At 70.3% G+C, this 20,086-nt stretch carries 23 protein-coding genes; 11 read left to right on the top strand and 12 right to left on the bottom strand.

From position 1 onward, the window contains the following. Genes NQK81_RS39950 through NQK81_RS39935 form a run of 4 tightly spaced genes read right to left on the bottom strand, consistent with a single transcriptional unit; the run spans position 1 to position 4,879 of the window. Positions 1–981: an ABC transporter permease gene (locus tag NQK81_RS39950; RefSeq protein ID WP_257485623.1), complete on the bottom strand. Its 981-nt coding sequence runs from the start codon at positions 979–981 to the stop codon at positions 1–3. After that, on the bottom strand, positions 981–2,579 hold the full coding sequence (locus tag NQK81_RS39945; RefSeq protein WP_257485622.1) for an ABC transporter substrate-binding protein: 1,599 nt from the start codon (positions 2,577–2,579) through the stop codon (positions 981–983). The genes NQK81_RS39950 and NQK81_RS39945 overlap by 1 nt, the downstream gene beginning before the upstream one ends. A 9-nt stretch (positions 2,580–2,588) precedes the next feature. Then, positions 2,589–3,491, bottom strand: coding sequence for a serine hydrolase (locus NQK81_RS39940; protein ID WP_257485621.1), 903 nt, complete (start codon positions 3,489–3,491; stop codon positions 2,589–2,591). Next, positions 3,488–4,879, bottom strand: coding sequence for a serine hydrolase domain-containing protein (locus tag NQK81_RS39935; RefSeq protein WP_257485620.1), 1,392 nt, complete (start codon positions 4,877–4,879; stop codon positions 3,488–3,490). Before NQK81_RS39935 ends, NQK81_RS39940 begins: the two co-directional genes overlap by 4 nt. 584 nt (positions 4,880–5,463) lie before the next feature. Between NQK81_RS39935 and NQK81_RS39930 the strand changes: the two genes are divergently transcribed. From NQK81_RS39930 to catC, 4 genes are read left to right on the top strand one after another with little or no spacing between them, the layout of a single operon-like run. Continuing rightward, positions 5,464–6,357 carry a LysR substrate-binding domain-containing protein gene (locus NQK81_RS39930; protein WP_257485619.1) on the top strand — a complete coding sequence of 298 codons (894 nt, stop codon included), beginning with the start codon at positions 5,464–5,466 and terminating at the stop codon, positions 6,355–6,357. Further along, positions 6,357–7,460, top strand: coding sequence for a mandelate racemase/muconate lactonizing enzyme family protein (locus tag NQK81_RS39925; protein ID WP_257485618.1), 1,104 nt, complete (start codon positions 6,357–6,359; stop codon positions 7,458–7,460). The genes NQK81_RS39930 and NQK81_RS39925 overlap by 1 nt, the downstream gene beginning before the upstream one ends. Before the next feature lie 26 nt (positions 7,461–7,486). Next, positions 7,487–8,338, top strand: coding sequence for a catechol 1,2-dioxygenase (gene catA, locus NQK81_RS39920; protein WP_257485617.1), 852 nt, complete (start codon positions 7,487–7,489; stop codon positions 8,336–8,338). Between the two features lie 23 nt (positions 8,339–8,361). After that, positions 8,362–8,649, top strand: coding sequence for a muconolactone Delta-isomerase (gene catC / locus NQK81_RS39915; RefSeq protein WP_126735953.1), 288 nt, complete (start codon positions 8,362–8,364; stop codon positions 8,647–8,649). A gap of 3 nt (positions 8,650–8,652) precedes the next feature. On the opposite strand, the gene NQK81_RS39910 is transcribed toward catC, so the two are convergent. The 4 genes from NQK81_RS39910 to NQK81_RS39895 form a co-directional block, all read right to left on the bottom strand. Continuing rightward, positions 8,653–8,958 carry a hypothetical protein gene (locus NQK81_RS39910; protein ID WP_257485616.1) on the bottom strand — a complete coding sequence of 102 codons (306 nt, stop codon included), beginning with the start codon at positions 8,956–8,958 and terminating at the stop codon, positions 8,653–8,655. 185 nt (positions 8,959–9,143) lie between these two features. Further along, positions 9,144–9,827, bottom strand: a complete 684-nt coding sequence (locus NQK81_RS39905) for an ABC transporter permease (RefSeq protein WP_257485615.1) — start codon at positions 9,825–9,827, stop codon at positions 9,144–9,146. Further along, a complete protein-coding gene (locus tag NQK81_RS39900) occupies positions 9,824–10,636 on the bottom strand; it encodes an ATP-binding cassette domain-containing protein (RefSeq protein ID WP_257485614.1) in 813 nt (270 codons plus the stop codon). Before NQK81_RS39900 ends, NQK81_RS39905 begins: the two co-directional genes overlap by 4 nt. Then, a complete protein-coding gene (locus tag NQK81_RS39895; protein ID WP_257485613.1) occupies positions 10,633–10,965 on the bottom strand; it encodes a PadR family transcriptional regulator in 333 nt (110 codons plus the stop codon). The genes NQK81_RS39900 and NQK81_RS39895 overlap by 4 nt, the downstream gene beginning before the upstream one ends. 321 nt (positions 10,966–11,286) lie before the next feature. On the opposite strand from NQK81_RS39895, the gene NQK81_RS39890 reads away from it, so the two are divergent. Beyond that, the gene (locus tag NQK81_RS39890; protein ID WP_257485612.1) at positions 11,287–11,802 is read left to right on the top strand and encodes an ATP-binding protein; all 516 of its coding nucleotides are present in this window, start codon (positions 11,287–11,289) and stop codon (positions 11,800–11,802) included. A gap of 107 nt (positions 11,803–11,909) precedes the next feature. Here NQK81_RS39890 and NQK81_RS39885 read toward each other — a convergent pair whose 3' ends face one another. Beyond that, the gene (locus tag NQK81_RS39885; RefSeq protein WP_257485611.1) at positions 11,910–13,115 is read right to left on the bottom strand and encodes a PP2C family protein-serine/threonine phosphatase; all 1,206 of its coding nucleotides are present in this window, start codon (positions 13,113–13,115) and stop codon (positions 11,910–11,912) included. Between the two features lie 136 nt (positions 13,116–13,251). On the opposite strand from NQK81_RS39885, the gene NQK81_RS39880 reads away from it, so the two are divergent. The 6 genes from NQK81_RS39880 (at position 13,252) to NQK81_RS39855 (ending at position 17,723) form a co-directional block, all read left to right on the top strand. Beyond that, positions 13,252–13,728, top strand: a complete 477-nt coding sequence (locus tag NQK81_RS39880) for a MarR family transcriptional regulator (protein WP_257485610.1) — start codon at positions 13,252–13,254, stop codon at positions 13,726–13,728. 94 nt (positions 13,729–13,822) lie between these two features. Beyond that, positions 13,823–14,692 carry an STAS domain-containing protein gene (locus NQK81_RS39875; protein ID WP_126735944.1) on the top strand — a complete coding sequence of 290 codons (870 nt, stop codon included), beginning with the start codon at positions 13,823–13,825 and terminating at the stop codon, positions 14,690–14,692. Then, positions 14,689–15,075 (top strand): STAS domain-containing protein, encoded by a 387-nt coding sequence (locus NQK81_RS39870; protein WP_126735943.1) that lies wholly within the window; start codon positions 14,689–14,691, stop codon positions 15,073–15,075. Before NQK81_RS39875 ends, NQK81_RS39870 begins: the two co-directional genes overlap by 4 nt. Then, positions 15,065–15,502, top strand: a complete 438-nt coding sequence (locus NQK81_RS39865; RefSeq protein ID WP_257485609.1) for an anti-sigma regulatory factor — start codon at positions 15,065–15,067, stop codon at positions 15,500–15,502. Before NQK81_RS39870 ends, NQK81_RS39865 begins: the two co-directional genes overlap by 11 nt. Further along, positions 15,499–16,509, top strand: a complete 1,011-nt coding sequence (locus tag NQK81_RS39860; RefSeq protein WP_257485608.1) for a SpoIIE family protein phosphatase — start codon at positions 15,499–15,501, stop codon at positions 16,507–16,509. The genes NQK81_RS39865 and NQK81_RS39860 overlap by 4 nt, the downstream gene beginning before the upstream one ends. Beyond that, positions 16,509–17,723 (top strand): PP2C family protein-serine/threonine phosphatase, encoded by a 1,215-nt coding sequence (locus NQK81_RS39855; RefSeq protein ID WP_257485607.1) that lies wholly within the window; start codon positions 16,509–16,511, stop codon positions 17,721–17,723. The genes NQK81_RS39860 and NQK81_RS39855 overlap by 1 nt, the downstream gene beginning before the upstream one ends. On the opposite strand, the gene NQK81_RS39850 is transcribed toward NQK81_RS39855, so the two are convergent. From NQK81_RS39850 to NQK81_RS39840, 3 genes are all read right to left on the bottom strand, one after another. Then, positions 17,704–18,111 carry a hypothetical protein gene (locus tag NQK81_RS39850; RefSeq protein WP_257485606.1) on the bottom strand — a complete coding sequence of 136 codons (408 nt, stop codon included), beginning with the start codon at positions 18,109–18,111 and terminating at the stop codon, positions 17,704–17,706. The genes NQK81_RS39855 and NQK81_RS39850 overlap by 20 nt on opposite strands. Before the next feature lie 105 nt (positions 18,112–18,216). Then, positions 18,217–18,960 (bottom strand): DJ-1/PfpI family protein, encoded by a 744-nt coding sequence (locus tag NQK81_RS39845; RefSeq protein WP_257485605.1) that lies wholly within the window; start codon positions 18,958–18,960, stop codon positions 18,217–18,219. 19 nt (positions 18,961–18,979) lie between these two features. Then, the gene (locus NQK81_RS39840) at positions 18,980–19,942 is read right to left on the bottom strand and encodes a GlxA family transcriptional regulator (RefSeq protein WP_257489936.1); all 963 of its coding nucleotides are present in this window, start codon (positions 19,940–19,942) and stop codon (positions 18,980–18,982) included. Positions 19,943–20,086 lie beyond the last annotated feature (144 nt).

The following is a 20,086-nucleotide window of genomic DNA, read 5'->3' as shown; positions in this document are numbered from 1 at the left end:
TCAGTCCTCCCGGATCGTCGAACGCGGATCGAGGACGGCCAGCAGCACGTCCACCGCCAGGTTCACCAGCAGGACACCGATGCCGTAGACGAGCACGATTCCCTGTACCTGTGGGTAGTCCTTCTGCAGGATCGACTGCGTGATGGTGGAACCGAGGCCCGGCCAGGCGAACACGTTCTCCACCAGCACCGTCCCGGCGACCATCCCGGTCAGCATCAGCCCGCCCATGGTCAGGGTCGCGGTCAGCGCGTTCGGCAGCGCGTGCCGCAGGTAGACCAGCCGCGCGGGCAGCCTTTTCGCCCGCGCCGTGCGGATGAAATCGTTGCCCAGCACGGAAAGCGTCTCCACCCGGACGATACGGGAGAGGACCGACGCCGGGCCGAGCGCCAGCGCGATCACCGGGAGCACGAGCGCGCCCGGTGCTTCGCTGCCCGCCACCGGGAACCAGCCGAGGCGGACCGCGAAGAACGCCACCAGCGCCACCGCGACGAGGAACTCCGGGATCGCCGCCAGGAGGACCGTCGCCGAGGTGAACGCCAGTTCCCCGCCGCGGCGGCGGCCGCCCCTGGTCAGCACGGCGAACAGCAGGCCAAGCGGGATCGCGACCGCGATGACCACCACGAAGGCGGGCAACGCCAGTTGCAGCGTCGCGGGGAGCCGGTCGCCGATGACGTCCGCGACCGGCACCCCGGTGGTCATCGACGTTCCCCAGTCGCCGGAGAAGAGACCGGCGAGATAGTCGGCATACTGCTTCCAGAGCGGATCGTCGAGGCCGAGCGCGGCCCGCCGGGCGTTCACCAGCTCGGCGGGCGCGGTCAGCCCGAGCGCCGCGCGGACCGGGTCGCCGGGGATCAGCTGGATCATCAGGAACGCCGTGGTGACCAGCACCCACAACGAGACCGCGAACCGGCCGAGGCGGCGGAGCCCGAACGACAGCCAAGGACTGGTCCTCGGGCCCGCCGTCGCGACGGCGCTCGTCATCAGGAGTACATCCGGATCGACGAGGGCAGGATCTGCCCCTGGTTCATCTCGAACCGCGCGCTGTTCGCGAAGGTCGGGACGGTCGAATTCACGAACGGCACCACGTCGAGCCGTTCGAACAGCGCGGATTCGGCGGCCAGCCAGTCACCGCAACCGGATTCGCCCGCCTGCGCCGACGCCTTGCCGACGAGCTCGGCGTACCGGGGGTTCTCGATGTACGCGAAATTCGTGCCCTGCGGCGGTTTCGCGCCGGAGACGAACGGAATGGCCTGGCTGGGCAGCACGAATCCCAGCGGTGCCAGCGAAACCTCCCACTCGCCGGTGCCGAAAAGCACCTGGCTGGTACCGGGACCGTCGACGGCCTTGATCGTCGCCTCGACCCCGATGTTCTTCCACGACTGCAGGATCAGCTCCGCGGCCGAGACCATCGTCGGCCCGACCTGGGTGCCGTAGACGACGGTGAGCGCGAGCCGTTTGCCGTTCTTGACCCGTATTCCGTCCGGGCCGGGCGTCCACCCCGCGGCGTCGAGCCCGGCCTTCGCGGCGGCGACGTCGAAGGCGGGCAGCTTGCCGTTGATCGAATCACCCGGGCACGCCAAGGGTTCTCCGGTGACGAGTCCCTTGGCGGGCTGCCCGTTGCCGGTGGTGAGCACCTTGCCGATCTGGCCGAAATCGAGCGCCTGGGTCAGCGCCCGGCGCACCGCCAGGTCCTGGCCTGGCCTGCCGGGCGCCTGGTTGAAGAACACCTCGCCCATCGGCACGATCACGTCGGCGTGGAACAACTTCTGCGACCGCAGCCGCTGCTGGTCCTGTCCGGTCACCGCCGCCGCGCTGAGTTCCCCGGACAGCAGAAGGTTCGCCGTCGTCGTCATGTTCGGCACGACCCGGAAGACCACTTTCTCAGGCAGCCCAGGCTGTTCGGTCTTCCAGTCGCCGGGGCCCCAGGTGTAGTCCTTGCGCCGGGTGAGGGTGTAGTGGTCGTTCGGCACGATCTCGGTCATGGTGAACATGCCGGTGCCGTGCTGTCCTTTCGCGACGGACGCCCGGTCCACCATCCCCTTGGCGCAGACGATCGGCACGGCCGCCACGTTGCGCAGCAGGAAAGAATCCGGCGCCCCGCTGGTGACCGTGACGGTCCGGGCGGCGTCGTCGGCCACCGCCCTCGTCCCCGCTTTGACACTGACCCCGGTCAGCGGGGACTTGGTCGCCGGATCGCCGACGTGGTCGATGTTGGCGGCCACGTCCCGCGCGGTCAGCGGCGAACCGTCCGCGCATTTGATCCCGTCGCGCAAGGTGAAGTTCGCCGTGGTCGTCGTGGCGTCCCATTTCTCCGCCAGCCCCGCGACCGGTTTGCCCGCCGAGTCGAGGTTGATCAGGCCGTCGTAGAGGAACCGCCCGATCTGCCTGGCGATCGACAGTACGGTGACGGCCGGGTCGAGCGTCCCCGGATCGGTCGGCAGGCCCATCGTGAAGGTCTTGCCGTCGGCCGGTTTCTGGTTCGCGGTCCGGTCCTCCCCGGATTGCGATGTCCCCCCGCACGCGCTCACGGTCAAGGCCACCACGCCCGCCATGGCGGCGGTGAGCCGAGCTGTCTTCATGCGGTTCTCCTACGGTTCGACGGAAAATGCGCGAAGGTGGTCCACGGCGAGGCGCGCCGCCGTGCCGATCGAGGCGTCGACCGCGGGCAGGCGGTCGGCGAGGGATTCGGCGCGGGTGAACACCGCGACGGCGTACCGACGACCGTCCACATCGGACACGACACCCGCTTCGTTACGGACGGCGGGAAGCGTCCCGGTCTTGGCCGCGATCGCCACCCCGGCGGGGAAACCGGACGAAATCCGGTGCGGCCAGATCTGCTGCGCCATGGTCTTCCGCACGCGTTCGCAGGCGGCCGGGTCGCCCGCGCGGTCGGTCCAGATCGCGTCCAGCAGCGCGGTGATCTCCCGCGGCGTCGACGCCGTCGTGCGTTCCGGGTCGAGCACCGAGAGCTTCCACAGCTGTTCGGGCGTGGCGGCGGCGAAGACGGCTTCCAGGTCGTCGTCCGGTTTCGCGCCGAGATCGGCGATCACCGAGGCGAAAAGGTCTTCGCAGCAGCCGATCAACCGCGTCCTGGCGAGCCCGAGATCGGCGAGCACCCGGTCGACGGCTTCCTGCCCGACCCGGTGGTAGACGAGGTCGGTCGCGGCGTTGTCGCTCATCGTCAGCATGAAATGCGCCAGGTCGCGCCAGCTCATCTCGACGTCGTCCGCACAGCCCGCGGTGCCGATCCCGCCGATCCGGTACCGGGCGGTGACGCGGGTCCGCTCGGTCTCGTCCAGCCGCCCGGCCACCACTTCCCTGGCGTAGGCGACGGCGACCGGGATCTTGAAGACCGACGCGAGCACGACCGGATCGTCCGCGCCCACCGCGACTTCGGGCCCGCTGGAGACGCCGACCTCCCGCGCGTGCAGGAATCCCCGAGCCCCGGCGGCCGCGAAGACCGCTTCGATCTCGCCGGCGATCCGGCTCACCGGCTCACCCGACGGTCGGCGCGCCCGGTGTGGAGGTACAGCGCCCGCCCGTTCCCGTCGTCGCCGACGAACGCGTGCGGCAGGTGCAGGCCGGGGTTGGTCTTGTAGGCCGCGACGAGCGTGTGGTCCTTGTAGGCCAGCAACTCCGCCTTCTCGGCTTCCCCGCCCGTCGCGGCCATGACCCCCTTCGGCACCCGCTCGATCCACAGCTTGCCGTCGTCGTCCTGGGTGACCACGGTGTCGGCGACGCGCGACGAGTACTCGCCGACGTACCGGGACGGGTCGGCCGGGGCCGCCGCCGCGTTCGGCTCCGGCAGGGCGGGGACCTCGACGTCGGCGAGCTCGCCCAGCACCTTGCGGAAGATGTCCGCGTACAGGTGGAGCGTCTCGCCTCCGTTGGTGAGCAGGGCGACCGCGACGTTGCGGCCCGGGACCACCCGCAGGAAGGCCGACTGGCCGATGGTGCCGCCGTCGTGGCCGATCACCGGGCCGCCCGGCCAGTCGAAGAGCATCCAGCCAAGGCCCCACGCCCCGCCCATCAGGCCGAGGTCGGGCAGCTCGACCTGGCGCTCCCACATCGATCGCACGGTTTCCGGCCGGAGCACCTGGGTGCCGTCGTCCGCCCGGCCCTCGGACAGGTGCATCCGCGCGAAGGTCAGCAGATCGCGCGGGCGCATCGAGAGCATCGATCCGGCGGGGGCGTTCGACCGGGTCAGCGCCCAGATCCCGGCGGGCCGCGGGTCGCCGCCCGGCTCCGGCGCGAGGTGCCCGATCGCGGCGCGGTACCGGATCGCGTCGTACGGCCCGGCCGCCGCGTGCGTCAGTCCCAGCGGCGCGAACAGATGGTCACGCAGGCAGTCGTCGTAGGACTTGCCCCGCAGCACCTCGACGACGCGGCCGAGCACGCAGTAGGCGGCGTTGTTGTAGGAGAACATCTCCCCCGGCGGGAACAACTGGGGCACGTCCGACAGCGTCGCGACCAGCTTCTCCACGCAGTCGTCGCCCACGCCGGTGTCGGTGAAGATGTCGCCTTCGAAACCGGACGTGTGGCAGGTCAGCTGCCGGACGGTGATCCGCGACGCCGCGTCTTCGTCGGCGAGGACGAACTCCGGCAGGTAGCTGCGGACCGGCTTGTCGAGATCGAGGAGACCTTCGTCGACGAGCTGCATCACCAGTGTCGTCGTCCACACCTTCGTGATCGAGCCGATCTGGAACAACGAGTCCACTGTGGACTCGACACCGGTGTCCTTGTTCAGCACGCCGGCCGCGTGCTCGATCACCTCGCCGCCGGCGAGGACCGCGACGGCAGCACCGGGAACCCGGTGTTCGGCCAGCAGGGCGGAAAGGTTCTGGTCCAACCAGGCGTCGATTTCGGAAAGTTTCGCCATGTTCCACCTCGTGTCAGGGAAGCGTCGGCCGCGGTTCCCGGGATGCTATGCCGGGAACCGGCGCCACCGATTCGTGCGGAACGACGAGAGCGACGGGAAAGTTCATCCGTGCTGACGAACTGGAGTCGGAGCCGCTCATCCCGGTCGTCACACGACAGCAAGGGAGACAAGGAGTTCCCGGACACGATGCCGCCCGTCACCGGAAGGACGGGGGTTACCGGTCCGCGGGGTCGCCGCTGAAGTACGTGAAGGCCCCCTTCCTTGCGCCTGGCGCAAGGAAGGGGGCCTTCACGTACTTGGGAGGGCAGCCGCTGGGCTCCTGCGGCGCGTGGGGCAGCCAGTCCGTGTCGTCCCCGAACACTCACGACAGCCCCAGCGGCGGTGTCGCGAAAGCCACTTTCGGGACATCAGACGTCGCGAAAGTGGCTTTCGCGACGCGTCCCCGGCATCACGGCACCTTCCCGCACTACACTGCGATTGATAACCGCTGTTTATCAATCAGCCGGAACCAAGTCTTTGTCTTCGATGATTCCGCTTCGTACCGTGGACCGATCGGCGGCAGAGGCAACGGAGGGAGGCGTCTCATGGAACTTCGTCACCTGCGCTACTTCGTCACCGTCGCCGAGACCTGTCACTTCGGCCGGGCGGCCGAGCGGCTGCACGTCGCGCAGCCCGCGCTCTCGCACACCATCCGCCAGCTGGAGGACGAACTCGGCGTCGTCCTGCTGGCCAGGACGACCCGGCAGGTCCGCGTGACACCGGCGGGCGAGTTCTTCCTGGCCGAAGCGCGGCGCGTGCTCGCCGGCCTGGACGGGGGCGTACGCGGGGTCCGCCGGATCGGCGAGGGCAAACGGGGCCTGCTCCGGGTCGGCTTCACCGGCACCGCGGCGTTCTCCCATCTGCCGCGGCTGGCCAGGGCGCTCGCCCAACGCGTACCGGATGTGGAGCTGGAGATCCGCGCCGATCTCCTGACCGCCGAGCAGTGCGAACGCCTGCGCATCGGGACGTTGGGCATCGGGGTGCTCCGGCCGCCGGTCACCGGGGACGACATCGGCTTCCGGGTGATCGAGAGCGAGCCGCTGGTCCTCGCCGTCCCCGCCGACCACCGGCTGGCCGCCGAACCCGTCGTCACGATGGCGGAGCTGCGGACCGAACCGCTCGTGACCTACGACCGGCGCAACTCCGTCGTGTACGACGCCGTCGCCCGCAGCTGCCGGGAGGCGGGGCTCACGCCCCATCAGCTGCACGAGGCATCCGGGACCGCGGTCCTGCTGGCGCTGGTCGCCGGCGGCCTCGGGGTCGGCGTGGTGCCCGCCTCGGCGCGGGCGCTGCCCCTGGCCGGTGTCGTGTTCCGCGACCTCGCCGGAGCGGCGACCGTCGAACTGGCGCTGGCGTGGCACCGCGAAACCCCGTCCCCGCTCGTCACGACGGTCCTCGACGTGCTCGAGGACGTCTTCCCCACCGCAGAGGGCACCTGATGAAGATCACGCGAGTCGAGGCGATCCCGTTCGCCATCCCGTACCGGAAACCGCTGAAGTTCGCCTCGGGCGAGGTGCACGTCGCCGAGCACGTCCTCGTGCGGGTGCACGCCGACAACGGCGTCGTCGGCGTGGCCGAAGCGCCCCCGCGGCCGTTCACCTACGGCGAGACACAGGCGGGGATCGTCGCGGTGATCGACTCCCTGTTCGCCCCGCAGGTGGTCGGCCTCAGCCTGCTCGACCGCGAAACGGTGCACACCCGGCTCGCCCGCACGGTCGGCAACCCGACCGCGAAATCCGCGATCGACATGGCCGTCTGGGACGCGCTCGGGCGCAGCCTCGACGTGTCGGTCACCGAACTGCTCGGCGGCTACACCGACCGCATGCGCGTATCCCACATGCTCGGCTTCGACGAGCCGTCGGCGATGGTCGCCGAGGCCGAGCGGATGCGGGAGACGCACGGCATCACCACCTTCAAGGTCAAGGTCGGCCGTCGTCCGGCATCGCTCGACACCGCCGTCGTGCGCGCGCTGCGGGAGCATTTCGGCGACGCCGTCGACCTCTACGTCGACGGGAACCGCGGCTGGACCGCCGCCGAATCGGCCCGCGCGATGCGCGAGATGGCCGACCTCGGGCTGCTCTTCGCCGAGGAGCTGTGCCCCGCCGACGACGTCCTCGGCAGGCGCTGGCTCGTGCGGCAGCTCGACGTGCCGTTCATCGCCGACGAATCCGCGGTGACCCCGGCCGACGTCACCCGTGAGATCCTCGGCGGCTCCGCCACCGCGATCAGCATCAAGACCGCCCGCACCGGTTTCACCCGTTCGCAGCGCACCCACCACCTCGCCGAAGGACTCGGCCTGGAAGTCGTGATGGGCAATCAGATCGACGGTCAGCTCGGCTCGCTGTGCACGGTCGCCTTCGGCTCGGCCTACGAGCTGACGTCCCGCCGCCCCGGCGAGCTCTCGAACTTCCTCGACATGAGCGACGACCTGCTCACCGAGCCGTTGCGGGTCGTCGACGGCGAGCTCACCGTCCGTCCCGGTGCCGGTCTCGGTGCCGAAATCGATCCGGACAAGCTCCGGCACTACCGCCAGGACCACTGACTCCCAGCACGAATCAAGGAGGATTCATGACCGCCATCCACGAGTCGGCCACCGCGGCCGCGTCCGGCGCCAACGCGACGGAACGGTTCAAGAGCGACAAGTTCGCCGGCGTTGCCGGAACGCCCAAGGAGCGTGTCAGCCTCCTGGCCCGCGAGGTGCTGGAGGCGGTGCACGGCACGATCCGGAAGCACAAGGTCACCTACGACGAGTACAACGCGCTCAAGTCGTGGCTGATCGGCGTCGGCGAGGACGGCGAGTGGCCGCTGTTCCTCGACGTCTGGGTGGAGCACGTCGTCGAGGAGGTCGCCACCGAACACCGCGAGGGCAACAAGGGCACCATCGAGGGGCCGTACTACGTGCCCGGCGCGCCCGAGCAGGGCGCCCGCGGCCCGGTCCCGATGCGGGAGGACGAGCCCGGTACCCCGCTCGTCTGGACCGGCCGGGTCACCTCCACCGACGGCACGGCGTTGAGCGGCGCGAAGGTCGAGCTGTGGCACGCCGACGCCGACGGCTTCTACTCCCAGTTCGCGCCGGGCATCCCGGAGTGGAACCTGCGCGCGAGCTTCACCGCCGACGCAGATGGCCGGTTCGAGATCCACACCGTGCGCCCGGCGCCGTACCAGATCCCGACCGACGGCTCCTGCGGCAAGCTCATCGCCGCGGCGGGCTGGCACGCGTGGCGTCCGGCGCATCTGCACGTCAAGGTCTCGGCCCCGGGCCACGAGCTGCTCACGGCGCAGCTGTACTTCCCCGGCGACGAGCACAACGACGACGACATCGCTTCGGCGGTCAAACCGGAACTCGTGCTCGACCCGAAGCCGTCGGGTGACGGCGAGACCGTCGAGTACGGCTTCGTCCTCGACCCCGAACGTCCCTGATCAGTGTCCCTTTTGGAGTGACGTTGCTCTACCACGTGCGCATGGACGTCCGCCTGCCGCCCGATCTCGACGCGGCGGAACGGGCCGACCTCATCACCCGTGAAAAGGCGTACAGCCAACGGCTTCAGCGTGCAGGAAAGTGGCCGCAGCTGTGGCGGATCGCGGGCGAGTACGCGAACTTCTCGATCCTCGACGTCGCCGACCACGACGAGCTGCACACGCTGCTGTCCGGGCTGCCGTTGTTCCCGTACATGGACATCGCGGTCACGCCGCTGGCGGCGCATCCGTCCAAGGTCGGGGACGGCGGCTGAGGATCAGTCCTTTCTCTTCGCGAAGAGAGGCCCCTTGGAAACGATCATCCCGATGCCGAAGCCCAGCACCGTGATCCCGAACATCAGGAGGATGAAGCCGCCGAACTGCGCCTCGGCATCGGTGTCCGGGCTGCGCGCCGACTTCGAGGAACGGGAGACCACGCCGCTCGGATCGGCGAGCGCGTCGACCGCCGTGTAGAACAGGGCGATCGAAGCGAGGATCAGGAAGATGCCGCCGGCGATGCGTTTGCCGGTCCGGCCCGGTGGAGCGGCGCCTTGGCCGTCCTCAGTGGAGTTGGACTCTGACATGGGCCGCAACATATCAGCCGGCTAGGCCGTGTCCTGCAAGTCATGTTCGCGGTCTCCGCGCCCAGGCGCTCCCTGACGGCACGGGCGGGCTCGGCCGAGTACGACCCGGTACGAGGCCGACCCGCCCGCACCGTCAGGAACCACCTGGATCACGAAGCCCATCGAACAGACTTACAGGACACGGCCTAGACGAACGTGAGGTGTGAACGGCGCCGCAAGCGGAAGCCGGACACGACGGCGACCGCGCCGAGCAGGAGCACGAACGCCGCCACGCCGTGCGCGACACCCCTGGTCAGGTAGCCGATGTCCGTGTGGTCGATGGCGTAGGTGCCGATCTCGCGGCTGGACCAGAACGGCAGCAGCCGCGCGATCAGGCTCGACGGATCGGCCATCATCTGGAGGCCGACGACCGCCAGCAGGACGAGCGTGCCTTCGAGTTCCCTGGGCAGCACCGCGCTGAGCAGGAGCCCGAACGGCGCCGACACGGCGACCGTCAACACCATGACCACGGCGACCGAGCCGTACCGGACGTCGTGCTGATCGACGAGGATCAGCACGAAGTACGGGGCGGACAACAGGAATCCGACCGTCCACAGTGCACTCAAGCGACCTAGGTACAGGTCGCGGGAGCGGTAGCCCGAAAGCCGCAGCCGGGGTTCCATGGCGCGGCTCGCGCTGCCGGCGAACAGCGCGGCGGTGCTCAGCGCCCAGCCGAGGCCGAGGCAGACGAACCGGATCGACTGTCCTAGGTGGTCACCGCGCCTGCTCAGGTAGAACACCAGCGGCAGCAGCAGGAGGATCAGCAGGACCGACCGGCGCCGCAGCAGTTCGCGCAGCGACATCTCGGCGACCGTCAGGATCTTCTTCACGCGACAGCCTTCCTGGCGGGGGAGAGTTCGAGCACCGTGTCGACGCGGTCCAGCTGGTTCAGCAGGTGGGTCACCACCACGATCGCCTTGCCCGCCTCGCGCCATCGCCAGACCTGGTGCCAGAAGTCGAGGTACGTGCCCTTGTCGAAACCCTGGTAGGGCTCGTCGAGCAGGAGCACGTCCGGTTCACCGAGCCCGGCCAGCACGAGGTTCAGTTTCTGCCTGGTCCCACCGGAAAGGTGCCGGGCCTGCGTGCCGCGTCCGGGCGTCCAGTCCAGTGCCGCGGCGCGGGCGGCACCGATCCGTGCCGACTCCTGGCGGGTCATCCCGCGCCCGGCGCCGATCAGGATGAAGTGCTCACCCGCGTCGAGGAAGTCCGCGGTGCCGCCGTCCTGCGGGCAGTAGCCGAGCGAGCCGCGCACGCGGACCTCGCCCCTGTCCGGGCCGGTGATCCCGGCGCAGATGCTCAGGAACGTGCTCTTGCCGCAGCCGTTCGCCCCGATCACCGCGGCGATCTCGCCCGAGCGCACCACGAGGTCGACGCCGTCCAGCACGGTCCGCCTGCCGTATTTCTTCGTGATACCCCTGGCTTCCAGCAACACTTCGCCAGGACGACGCCGGGGACGTCCCACGCTTTCGGCCACGGCCGAGGCGTACGCGGCGGGCGGCCCGAAGACCCGCACCGGATCTCCGCCGCTCTCCCGCAGATGCACGGCAGCCTCCGCGACCACCTGCCGCGCCGCGTCCCCGCCGACGCCCCGGCGGCGCAGTTCGTGCGTCAGCGCGGAAAGCCATCCGTCGTGGTTCATCTTCCCTCCCGCAAGATCGAGGCCACCCCGGCGGAGAACTCCTGCCAGTCGGAGGTGGCGTGCCGCAGTGTTTCCCGGCCTTCCGCGGTGATCCGGTAGTACTTGCGCGCGGGCCCGGCCGGCCCGTCCCGCCAGCTCGCGGTGACCAGGCCGAACCGCTGCAACCGCAGCAGCACCGGATACAGCGTGCCGCCCTGGATGGGCCCCAGCCCGGCGGCGTCGAGCGACTGGGCCAGCTCGTAGCCGTAGGACTCGCGCTCGGCGACCAGCGCCAGCACGCACGGCGCCAGCACGCCCTTCAACCACTGGCCGCGCCGGTCCTGATCCACGCCGGGCAATGTAGCAGTCCTATCTAGGTAGCGCTACAAGCTAGCCCGCCAGTTGTGCACGAAGCCGGATCACGCGTGATTGGAGGCGTATCTCGCGTGCTTGGAGACGTATCTCGCGTGATTGGGGCCGGATGACTCGAGATGGGCGAGTTACGCCTCTGATCACGTGAGTTACGCCTTCAATCACGTGAGTTACGCCGCTGATCACGTGTGTTCGGTCGCGGGACGAAACCGTCACGGGTAGGAAAGGGACATCGTGGATATCCAGTGCCATGACGCCGGTGGCCATGGGGGACGCGGGCGAACAGGAAGGAGTAGATCGTGTATCGACATACTCCGGATCCGAGCACGGAGACGAGTGACGCCGACGCGGCCGATCCGAAGGCCGACGCCGTCATCGGCGCACCGATCGACCCGGCCGTGAAGTCGGCCTTCGAGGAGCTCGTCCCGGCAATGGCCGGCGAGGTGGCCCTGCTCCGACGGAAGCTGAGGGACTGGCTGGACCCGTTGCCCATCGACGCGAACAGCAAGTACGACATCACCATCGCCACGTACGAGGCGCTGGCCAACACGGCGGTGCACGCCTACCCCGGCGGGCGAGGCTGGGTCCGGCTTTACGCCGACTGGGCGGGCGACGCGATCACGGTCACGGTGACCGACACCGGGGACGGCATCCCCGCGTCCCGGACACGGACGGACAAGCCCGCGTCCGGTGGTCGTGGCCTGAACCTGATCGACGAGCTCACCGACCAGATGACCATCGACACCGGTGCGCACGGCACGCGGGTGGACATGGTGTGGCGGCCTGCCGCGCTCCGGCGGAACACCGCATCCTGACCGGAACCGCCTAGCCTGTGCCCTGCAATTCCGCGCGCGCCATGGTCGTGAGTGGCGTTTCGGGTTCTAACCCGAAACGCCACTCACGACCATGGCGACCGGACCGTCTAACGCGGCCCCACCGAGACCGCGGGGCCGGGCTCCGGGCCCGAACGCGGAGTCGGCCCGAACCAGTCGAGGCACACCACCATCGCGTCGTCCTCGGCCTGCTCGCCGTGGCGGCGGGTGGACAGTTCCCGCAGCACGGAGCCCGGGACATGGGCGGCGGGCAGGTCGGCGGTCGCGACGACCGCCTCGGCGAGTTCGTGTTCCCCATAGCGATCACCGTGCGGCCCGGCCGCGTCGTAGACGCCGTCGCTGACGAACACGAACCGGTCGCCGTCGAGGGCCTGGAATCGCTGGGCGGTGTAGAGGGTGTCCTCGAACGTGCCGAGCGGCAACTGTTCGTCGAAGTGGACCTGCTCGGCCTTGCCGTCCCGCAGCCGCCACAAGCGCGGCGATCCCGCGTCGACGACGTCGGCCATTCCGGTGGCGAGGTCGAACTCCAGCAGCAACGCCGAGACGTGCTGCGCGCCACGATAGTGCGCGTAGAGCGCCTGGTCGGCGAGCTCGGCCTGGGCGTCGAGGGCGACTCCGGCGCGGCGGGCGTTGCGCAGGGCGTTGACGGCGAGATTGGTCAGCAGCGCGGCTTCGCTGCCCTCCCCCATGCCGTTGATGAGCGTGACGGCGAGTTTGTGGGCGGAGGCCGACCAGTCGAAGCAGTCACCGTAGATCGCGTACGCGGGTTCGAGCTGGCCGCCCAGGGCGAATTCGGCGCGGGTGCAGGCCCGGCCGGGCAGGAGCTGCCATTGCATCTCCGCGGCCAGCGTCAGCCGCGAAGAACGCCGGGCCTGGATGTAGAGGTCGGTGTCGCGGTCGGCGACGAACAGTTCGTGCGCCAGCGCTTCGGCGAACCGTTCGAGTTCGGCCCACACCGGCGGTTCCGGCTCCTCGGGCAGGGTCACCGCGAGGATTCCGAGCCGGTCACCGCGGACGCTGACCGGCAGGTACCCGGTCACGCTCGCGCCGTCGTGGTCGAACGTGGCGGCCTGCGCGACGAAGGCCGCCCCCGGCACCGTGCCCTCGACCGGGATCGGGTCCGACGTGTAGGGCAGCGTGCTCACCTGGCACAACTCGGTGAGAGCGTAATCGGCCATCAGCAGCTCGACCGCCCGCGCCCCGAAGTGCTCGGACAGCGCCGAGCGCAGTGCGGCGGGCAGGTCGTGAGGCGGGACGTCCCGCAAAAGCCGCTCCACCGCCAGGGATCTGTCCAACGCCCCGCCTCCCGCTCGCCCGGATCGCGCACCGGGCAGGCACACGTCGAATCTCTTGAGTCTGCGCCGCTCCGGCGTGCCGGTCTACGGCGATTCGCGTGAGCTGTGCTGCAGAGACGAGCATAAGGATGCCAGAGTGGACACCGTGGATCGGTCCCGCGAGCAGCCAACCCCGGACGGGACGGCTGCGGTGTTCGACCTGCCCGGCCTCGTCGAACTCGTGGTCGAGCGGGTGCAGGACGTCTCCCCGCGGCCGCTGTCCACCGCCCAGCTGCGCGCGGTGATCGCCCTGGACCACCACGACGGGCTGAACCTGCGCACCCTCGCCGAGTTGCTCGGCTCCACCCCGCCGCTGGTGAGCAGGCTCTGCGACCGCCTCGAAGCGGTCGGTTTCCTCGAACGCCTGCCGAGCACCCGCAGCCGCCGCGAGCTCACGCTGCGGTTGAGCGAACGCGGCCGCGCCTACCTCCGGGAGCTCCGCGCCCGGCGACGGGAGAACATCCAGGCGGTCCTGGAGAAGATGACCCCCGCCGGAAGGGCCGCGCTGGCCGCCGGACTGCGGGAATACCACGCCGCCGGCGCCGTGGACGAGGTCGGCGGCGGGTCGCCGTGAGACCCCGCTGTTGCGGGAGTACCCTCGACTGTTGTTATATGACAACAGTTCACCGGCGTACAGCAGAGCGCGCCCCAAACCGCAGGAGGACACGGTGCTGGGGACGGATGATGCCCCCGTTCGGGAGCTGCTGACGCAGACCCTCGACGACGACCACACCACGCTGGTGGACGACTGGGTCCGCCGTCAGCTCGAACCGCCCGCCGCGGCGCACCCCGAGCAGGATCTCCGCCGCGAGGCCGCCGAACTGCTCGAAGCCCTGCGAGCCGCGCTGGGCACGGCACTGCCCGCGGACCGGATCGTGGCGCGGGACGGCGCGGTCCGTGACGCGCTGATCTCCCTTTCGCAGCGCCGGGCCCGCGCGGGCGCCGAGCCGTCGGCCACCGCCCTGGCGATCTTGTCGCTCAAACGCATGATGCTGGCCGCCGTCGAGCGGCACACGGAGGACGCCGGCCTGCGCTACCGGGCGGCGCTGCTGGTCAGCGAACTGCTCGACAGCGCGGGCGTGCTGACCTTCGCGGTCTACGTCACCGGGCGGGAGCAGATCATCCGCCAGCAGCACGACCAGATGCTCGAACTGTCCACCCCGGTCGTGCGGTTGTGGCGGCACGTGCTGGCGGTGCCGCTGATCGGCACCCTCGACAGCGCCCGCACGCAGGTCGTGATGAACAACCTCCTCGAGGCGATCCAGACCCACGAAGCCCGGGTCGCGATCATCGACATCACCGGCGTGCCGACCGTCGACACCGCGGTCGCCCAGCACCTGCTGCAGACCGTCAGCGCGGTCCGGCTGATGGGCGCGGAATGCGTCGTCAGCGGCATCCGCCCGTCGATCGCGCAGACCATCACCCAGCTGGGTATCGACCTGTCGCATATCGTCACCCGCGGTTCCCTCGCCGACGCGCTCGCCACCGCGATGCGGCTCATCGGCGACAGCACGCACGCGAGCACGGTGACGGTGTGAGCGCCCAGGCGGGATTGCCGATCCTCAGGCTCGGCGACATCCTGCTCACCGGTCTCCTCAGCGACCTGGACGACAAGACCGCCCTGCGGTTCACCGAAGAGCTCACCGCCCGTATCGCCGACGAAGACATCCGCGGCGTCATCATCGACATCTCCCGGCTGGAGATCATCGACTCGTTCGTCGCCCGGGTCCTGATGCAGCTCGCCGACACCGGGCGCCTGCTCGGCGCCACGATGATCGTCGCCGGGATGCGCCCCGCGGTCGCGATCACGCTGTCCGAACTCGGGCTCCAGCTCACCGGCGTCCGGACCGCGCTCAACGCGGAACAGGCGATGGAACTGCTGGGCTGGCGCCGTCCCGCCGAGGCGCCTCATGCTCCCTGACGAACTCACCGACCCCGGACGCGACGTCCCGCCCCTCGAACACGCCGTCCGCGCCGAAGAGGATCTGCTCACCGCCCGGCACGCCGTGCGGTCCAGCGCGGTCGCCGCGGGGTTCTCCATCGTCGACCAGACCAAGATCGTCACCGCCGCCAGCGAACTGGTCCGCAACGCCTACATCCACGGTGGCGGCGGATCCATGACGATCACCATGCTCCGCGACGACCGCGGCAGGCTCGGGCTGCGGCTGCGGGTCCGGGACGACGGGCCCGGCATCGCCGACGTCGCCCAGGCGATGACCGACGGTTTCAGCACCGGCGCCGGACTCGGCCACGGCCTCGGCGGGACCCGCCGCCTCGTCGACGAATTCACCATCGACACCGCTCCCGGCCGGGGCACGACCATCACGATCACGCGCTGGAAACCATGACCGGCATCGTGGTCCCCCCGCCCTCGCGCCACCTGCGCGTCGACCACGCCAGCGCCGTCTACGCCGCAGCACGGACCGCCCGCGAAACCGGACGGGCGGGCGGGCTGCCCTCGGTGCTCACCGAACGCGCCGCCGTCGTGACCTCGGAGCTGGCGGGGAACCTCGACCGGCACGCGATCAACGGTTCGATCGTCGTGCAGCGCCCCGCGATCGGGCTCGGCATCGACGTCCTGGCGGCCGACGACGGCCCGGGGATGGCCGACGTCGGGCATTGGCTCGTCGACGGCAACACCACCACCGGCACGCTCGGCACGGGCCTCGGCGCGGTCGGCAGGATGGCCACCGTCTTCCGGATCCGCTCGGCGCCCCGGTCCGGCACGCTCGCCGCGGCCAGGGTCCTCGTCCCCGGGACACCGGCCGGGCCCGCCGCCGCGGTCGGGCATTTCTGCCTCCCCCGCGACGGGGAAGACCACTGTGGCGACGCCGTCGCCCTCGCCGAACTGTCCGGGGGCTGGGCCGCGGTCGTCGTCGACGGCCTCGGCCACGGGCCCGAAGCCGCCGAAGCCGCCGACACGGCGATCCGCGTGTTCCGCCAGAACCCCGATCGCCCGTTCCCCCATCAGCTGGCGACCATGCACCGCGCCCTGCGCACGACGCGGGGCGCCGCCGTCGCGCTCGCCCGGATCGCCTCCGGCGGGCTCGAATTCTGCGGCGTCGGCAACATCAGCGGCACGACGCTCAGCGGGGACGGCCGATCGCGCTTGCTGCTCAGCATCCCCGGCGTCGTCGGCTACGCCCTGCCCGCCGCGCAGGTCCGGCACGCCGCGCTCACCGCCGGCGACCTCGTCGTGCTGCACACCGACGGCGTCGACCACACCTGGCGCGCACCGGCGAGCGCCACGCAGCCGGCGAACGCGCTGCTCCTCGCCGCCCTTCTCGCCCACCGTCATCGCAACCCCCGCGACGACGCCGCCATGATCGCCCTGCACCCGGACCAGCTCGGCTGATGCACCCACACCTCGCCCGGCTCCGCCGCCGCCTCCGTACCGTCTGCGCCGAAGCCGGCGTCCCCGTCGAAGACCGCGCCCGGCTCGTCATGGCCGCGACCCTGCTCGCCGAACCCGCCTTCGACACCGGCACGGAAGTGACGCTCGAAAGCAGCACCGCCGACGGCCTGCTGGCCGTCACCGTCCGGCTCCCCCGCCCGGTCGAACGGCCACGGCGCAACACGCTCCCGCTGCTGCCCGACGCCGAAGACGACACGAGCCTCACCTGGCACCTCCCCACGGGAACCGCCCGGCATCCCGTCCCGGCCGCCGACGACCGGGCCACGGACGAGGAGACCCTCGCGCTCATCGCCCGCGCCGACGCGCTCGCCCAGGAACAACGGGAGCTCAAACACGAACTCGCCGAAACCAACAGCGGCGTGCTGGCCATGTACATCGAACTCGAACAGCGCGACGAACAACTCCGCCGCGCGCACTCCGTCATCTTCCGCGAACTCGAAGACGCGCTACGGCCAGGCCCGCCCGCCGTGCCGGGGCTCGAACTGGCCGTCCACTACTCGCCGACCGACCAGGACTCCCCCACCGGCGGCGACCTCTACGACTGGTTCGTCCTTCCCGGCGGCCACCTGCACATCACCCTCGTCGACGCCGTCGGGCACGGGGTCACCTCGACCCGCCACGCCCTCACCGTCACCCACGCGATCCGCACCCTCGCGCTGGAGGGCCATCCCTTCCGCGATCTCATCGCCCATACCGCGCGCACCCTCGCCACCATCGAACCCGATCTCATGGCGACCGTGATCCTCGCCAGGATCGACCCCGCTACCGGCGAACTGACCCTCGCCAACGGCAGCCATCCCGCTCCCGTACTGGCCACTGTGGACGGTCAGGCGCGGTTGCTGCGCGCCCCGGTCGTCGGCCGCGGGATCGGCTTCCCCGACCCCGGCAGCCCCGAACTCCGCCACCACACCCTCGACCCCGGCGACACCCTGCTCCTCTACACCGACGGCCTCGTCGAAAGCCGCAAGGACTACCTCGAAGGACAGGACCGGCTCCTGGACCTCGCCCCCGCGCACGCCGCCCTTCCCATCGGCGAGCTTCCCCGGGAACTGGCCGTCCGGATGCACGACGTCGTCCTGCACGCCGACGACACCGTCGTCCTCGCCGTCCGGCGGACACTTCCCGGGGCCGACCTCAGCACGCGGGCGGAGTGAACGTCCCGTTCTGTGCGACGACGTCACCGATATCCGCGAAACCCACGTGATTGTTCTGGTGGCTGAGCAGAAGCACCCAGTTGTTCCCCCGCGGACTCTTCCATCCCGGGAACTGGCAGATCGCCGCCACGTCGTCGGCGGGCAACGGTAGCCCGTCGTTGACCCACCCCTGGTTGCAATTGGTGTACGGGCATTGGAAGAGCGAGAGCAGGTTGAACTTGGCGTAGACGCCGGCGCCGATTCCCGCCGCCCCCCGCACGGCCCGATCTCCGTTGACAGACTGGATTTCCTGCAGTCCCGACTCGGCCTGCCCCTGGGCGGACGCGGAGATCGGCAGGAACAACGCGAACAAGGCTACGATAATCGCAAAATTGCGGAGCGTTTTCACGTCAAGGATGTCCCTTCGCGATTCCTCGGCACATTTCGATGACACGTACTCCGTCGAAGTTCCCATTCTTCGCCGGGACGCCCCGAGCTGTCGACGGCCGTTCAGCTATTCCTGCGACTCGGCGAGCAGTTTCAGCGCGAGTGCCTTGAGTTCCGGGCTCGCCTTCGCGGCGTCGCCCGAGTCGAACGGCGGCCGCGGGTCGTATTCGACGGCGAGCTGGATACCGCGGGCGATCCGCTCTCCGGCCAGCAGGGACGCGAGATGGAACGCGAGGTCGATCCCGGCGGACACCCCCGCCGCGGTGACGACCTTGCCGACCTGGACGTACCGCTCGGCCACGTAGCGCACGCCGAAGGTCTTCTCCAGGTAGTCCGCCGACGCCCAGTACGTGGTGGCCCGGTCGCGGAGCAGCCCCGCCGCGCCGAGGATCAAGGATCCCGTGCACACCGACGTGGTCCAGGCCGTGTGCCGGTGGACGCGCCGGATCCAGTCGAGCAGGACCTGGTTCTCCATGGCGGCGACCGTGCCGCGGTTGCCCGCGCCCGGGACCAGCAGCACGTCCAGGCGGTTCACCTCGGCCACCGAACGTTCCGCCATCACCGCGACGTCCCGGGTGTCGGTGCGCACCGGGCCGCGGCGCTCGGCGATCATCGTCACCGTCGCACCGGGAAGCCGGGACAACACCTCGGCGGGGCCGGTCGGATCCAGCAGGCTGAAGCCGTCGTAGAGCAGGATGCCGATCTTCGATCCTGAGCTCTCCGCCTGGGCCGTGCCGGTGCCGAGACCGAACGCCGCGGCCGCCGCGGCTCCCGCCAGCACTGTCCTGCGCGTGGTCTTCGCATCGTTCATGCCGCGAATCCTGGAGCGGTCAGGGGACGATCGGGCGTGGCATGTCCGGCATCCTGCGAAGCTTGTCCCCGGACAGCCCGTAGTGGTGGCGGAACGCCGTGCGCAGGGTTTCCGCCGAGGCGAACCCGCATTGCCGCGCGACAGCGGCGAGCGGCAACGCGGTGGACCGCACCAGCTGGGCCGCCGCCTCGGTCCGCGCCGTGCGCACGGTCCGCGCCGGGGTGCTGCCCAGCTCGGCGGTGAACAGGCGGGTGAGGTGCCGGGTGGTGACCCCGGCCCGCGCCGCCAGCGCCGGCGGGCTCAGATCCTCGGTGAGATGCGCGGAGATGTAGCCCAGCAGATCCAGCACGACCCGGTTGCCCGGCGGCGGAGCGGCCAGGAACGTGCTGATCTGCGCCTGGTCGGCCGGGCGGTGCAGATAGGTCACCAGTTCACGGGCGACTTCGCGGGCCAGCGTCGGACCGTGGTCGTCCTCGATCAGCGCGAGCGTGAGATCCAGCGCGCTGATGACCCCGGCCGAGGTGATGACGTTCCCGTCGCGGATGTAGAGCGGGGCGGGATCCACTGTCACGGCGGGAAAAGTCGCGGCGAGCTGTTCGCTGTATCCCCAGTGCGTGGTGACCCGCCGGTGGTCGAGCAACCCGGCGGCCGCCAGCACGAACGTCCCCGTGCACACCGAAGCGACCCGCCGGCTCCGTTCGGCCAGCCGCCGCACCTGCGTCAGCAATCGCTCGTCCCTGGCGGCCGCCTCCGTTCCCGCGCCTCCGACCACCAGCATCGTGTCCATCCGCCCCGACACCTCGGCCAGCCGCCGCACACCGGCGAGCAGGATCCCCGACGAACTCCGCGTCGTGCGCCCATGAACGGTGGCCAGCTCGACGGAATACGGCGGCGCGGCACCGTGCGAGTTCGCGATCTCCAACGCCCCGCTGGGACAGGCGACATCGAGTATCTGCGCGCCGTCGAAGGCGACGATCACCACGCGGCGCACCGATTCCAGTACAGACCCCACAAGGCGAACCTACTCGCCGGATGCCCGATCCGGCGGCGCGTTCTCCTGAACTGCCTTCTCCGCCGTCGATTCCCCAGTCTGTGCCGGGCTTTCCCTATGCTGGACGACAGGTCG

It is taken from the genome of Amycolatopsis roodepoortensis (assembly GCF_024628825.1).
Classification (GTDB): Bacteria; Actinomycetota; Actinomycetes; order Mycobacteriales; family Pseudonocardiaceae; genus Amycolatopsis; species Amycolatopsis roodepoortensis.
The sequence above is the reverse complement of the archived record's forward strand: the minus strand, read 5'-3'. Positions and strand labels throughout refer to the sequence as shown.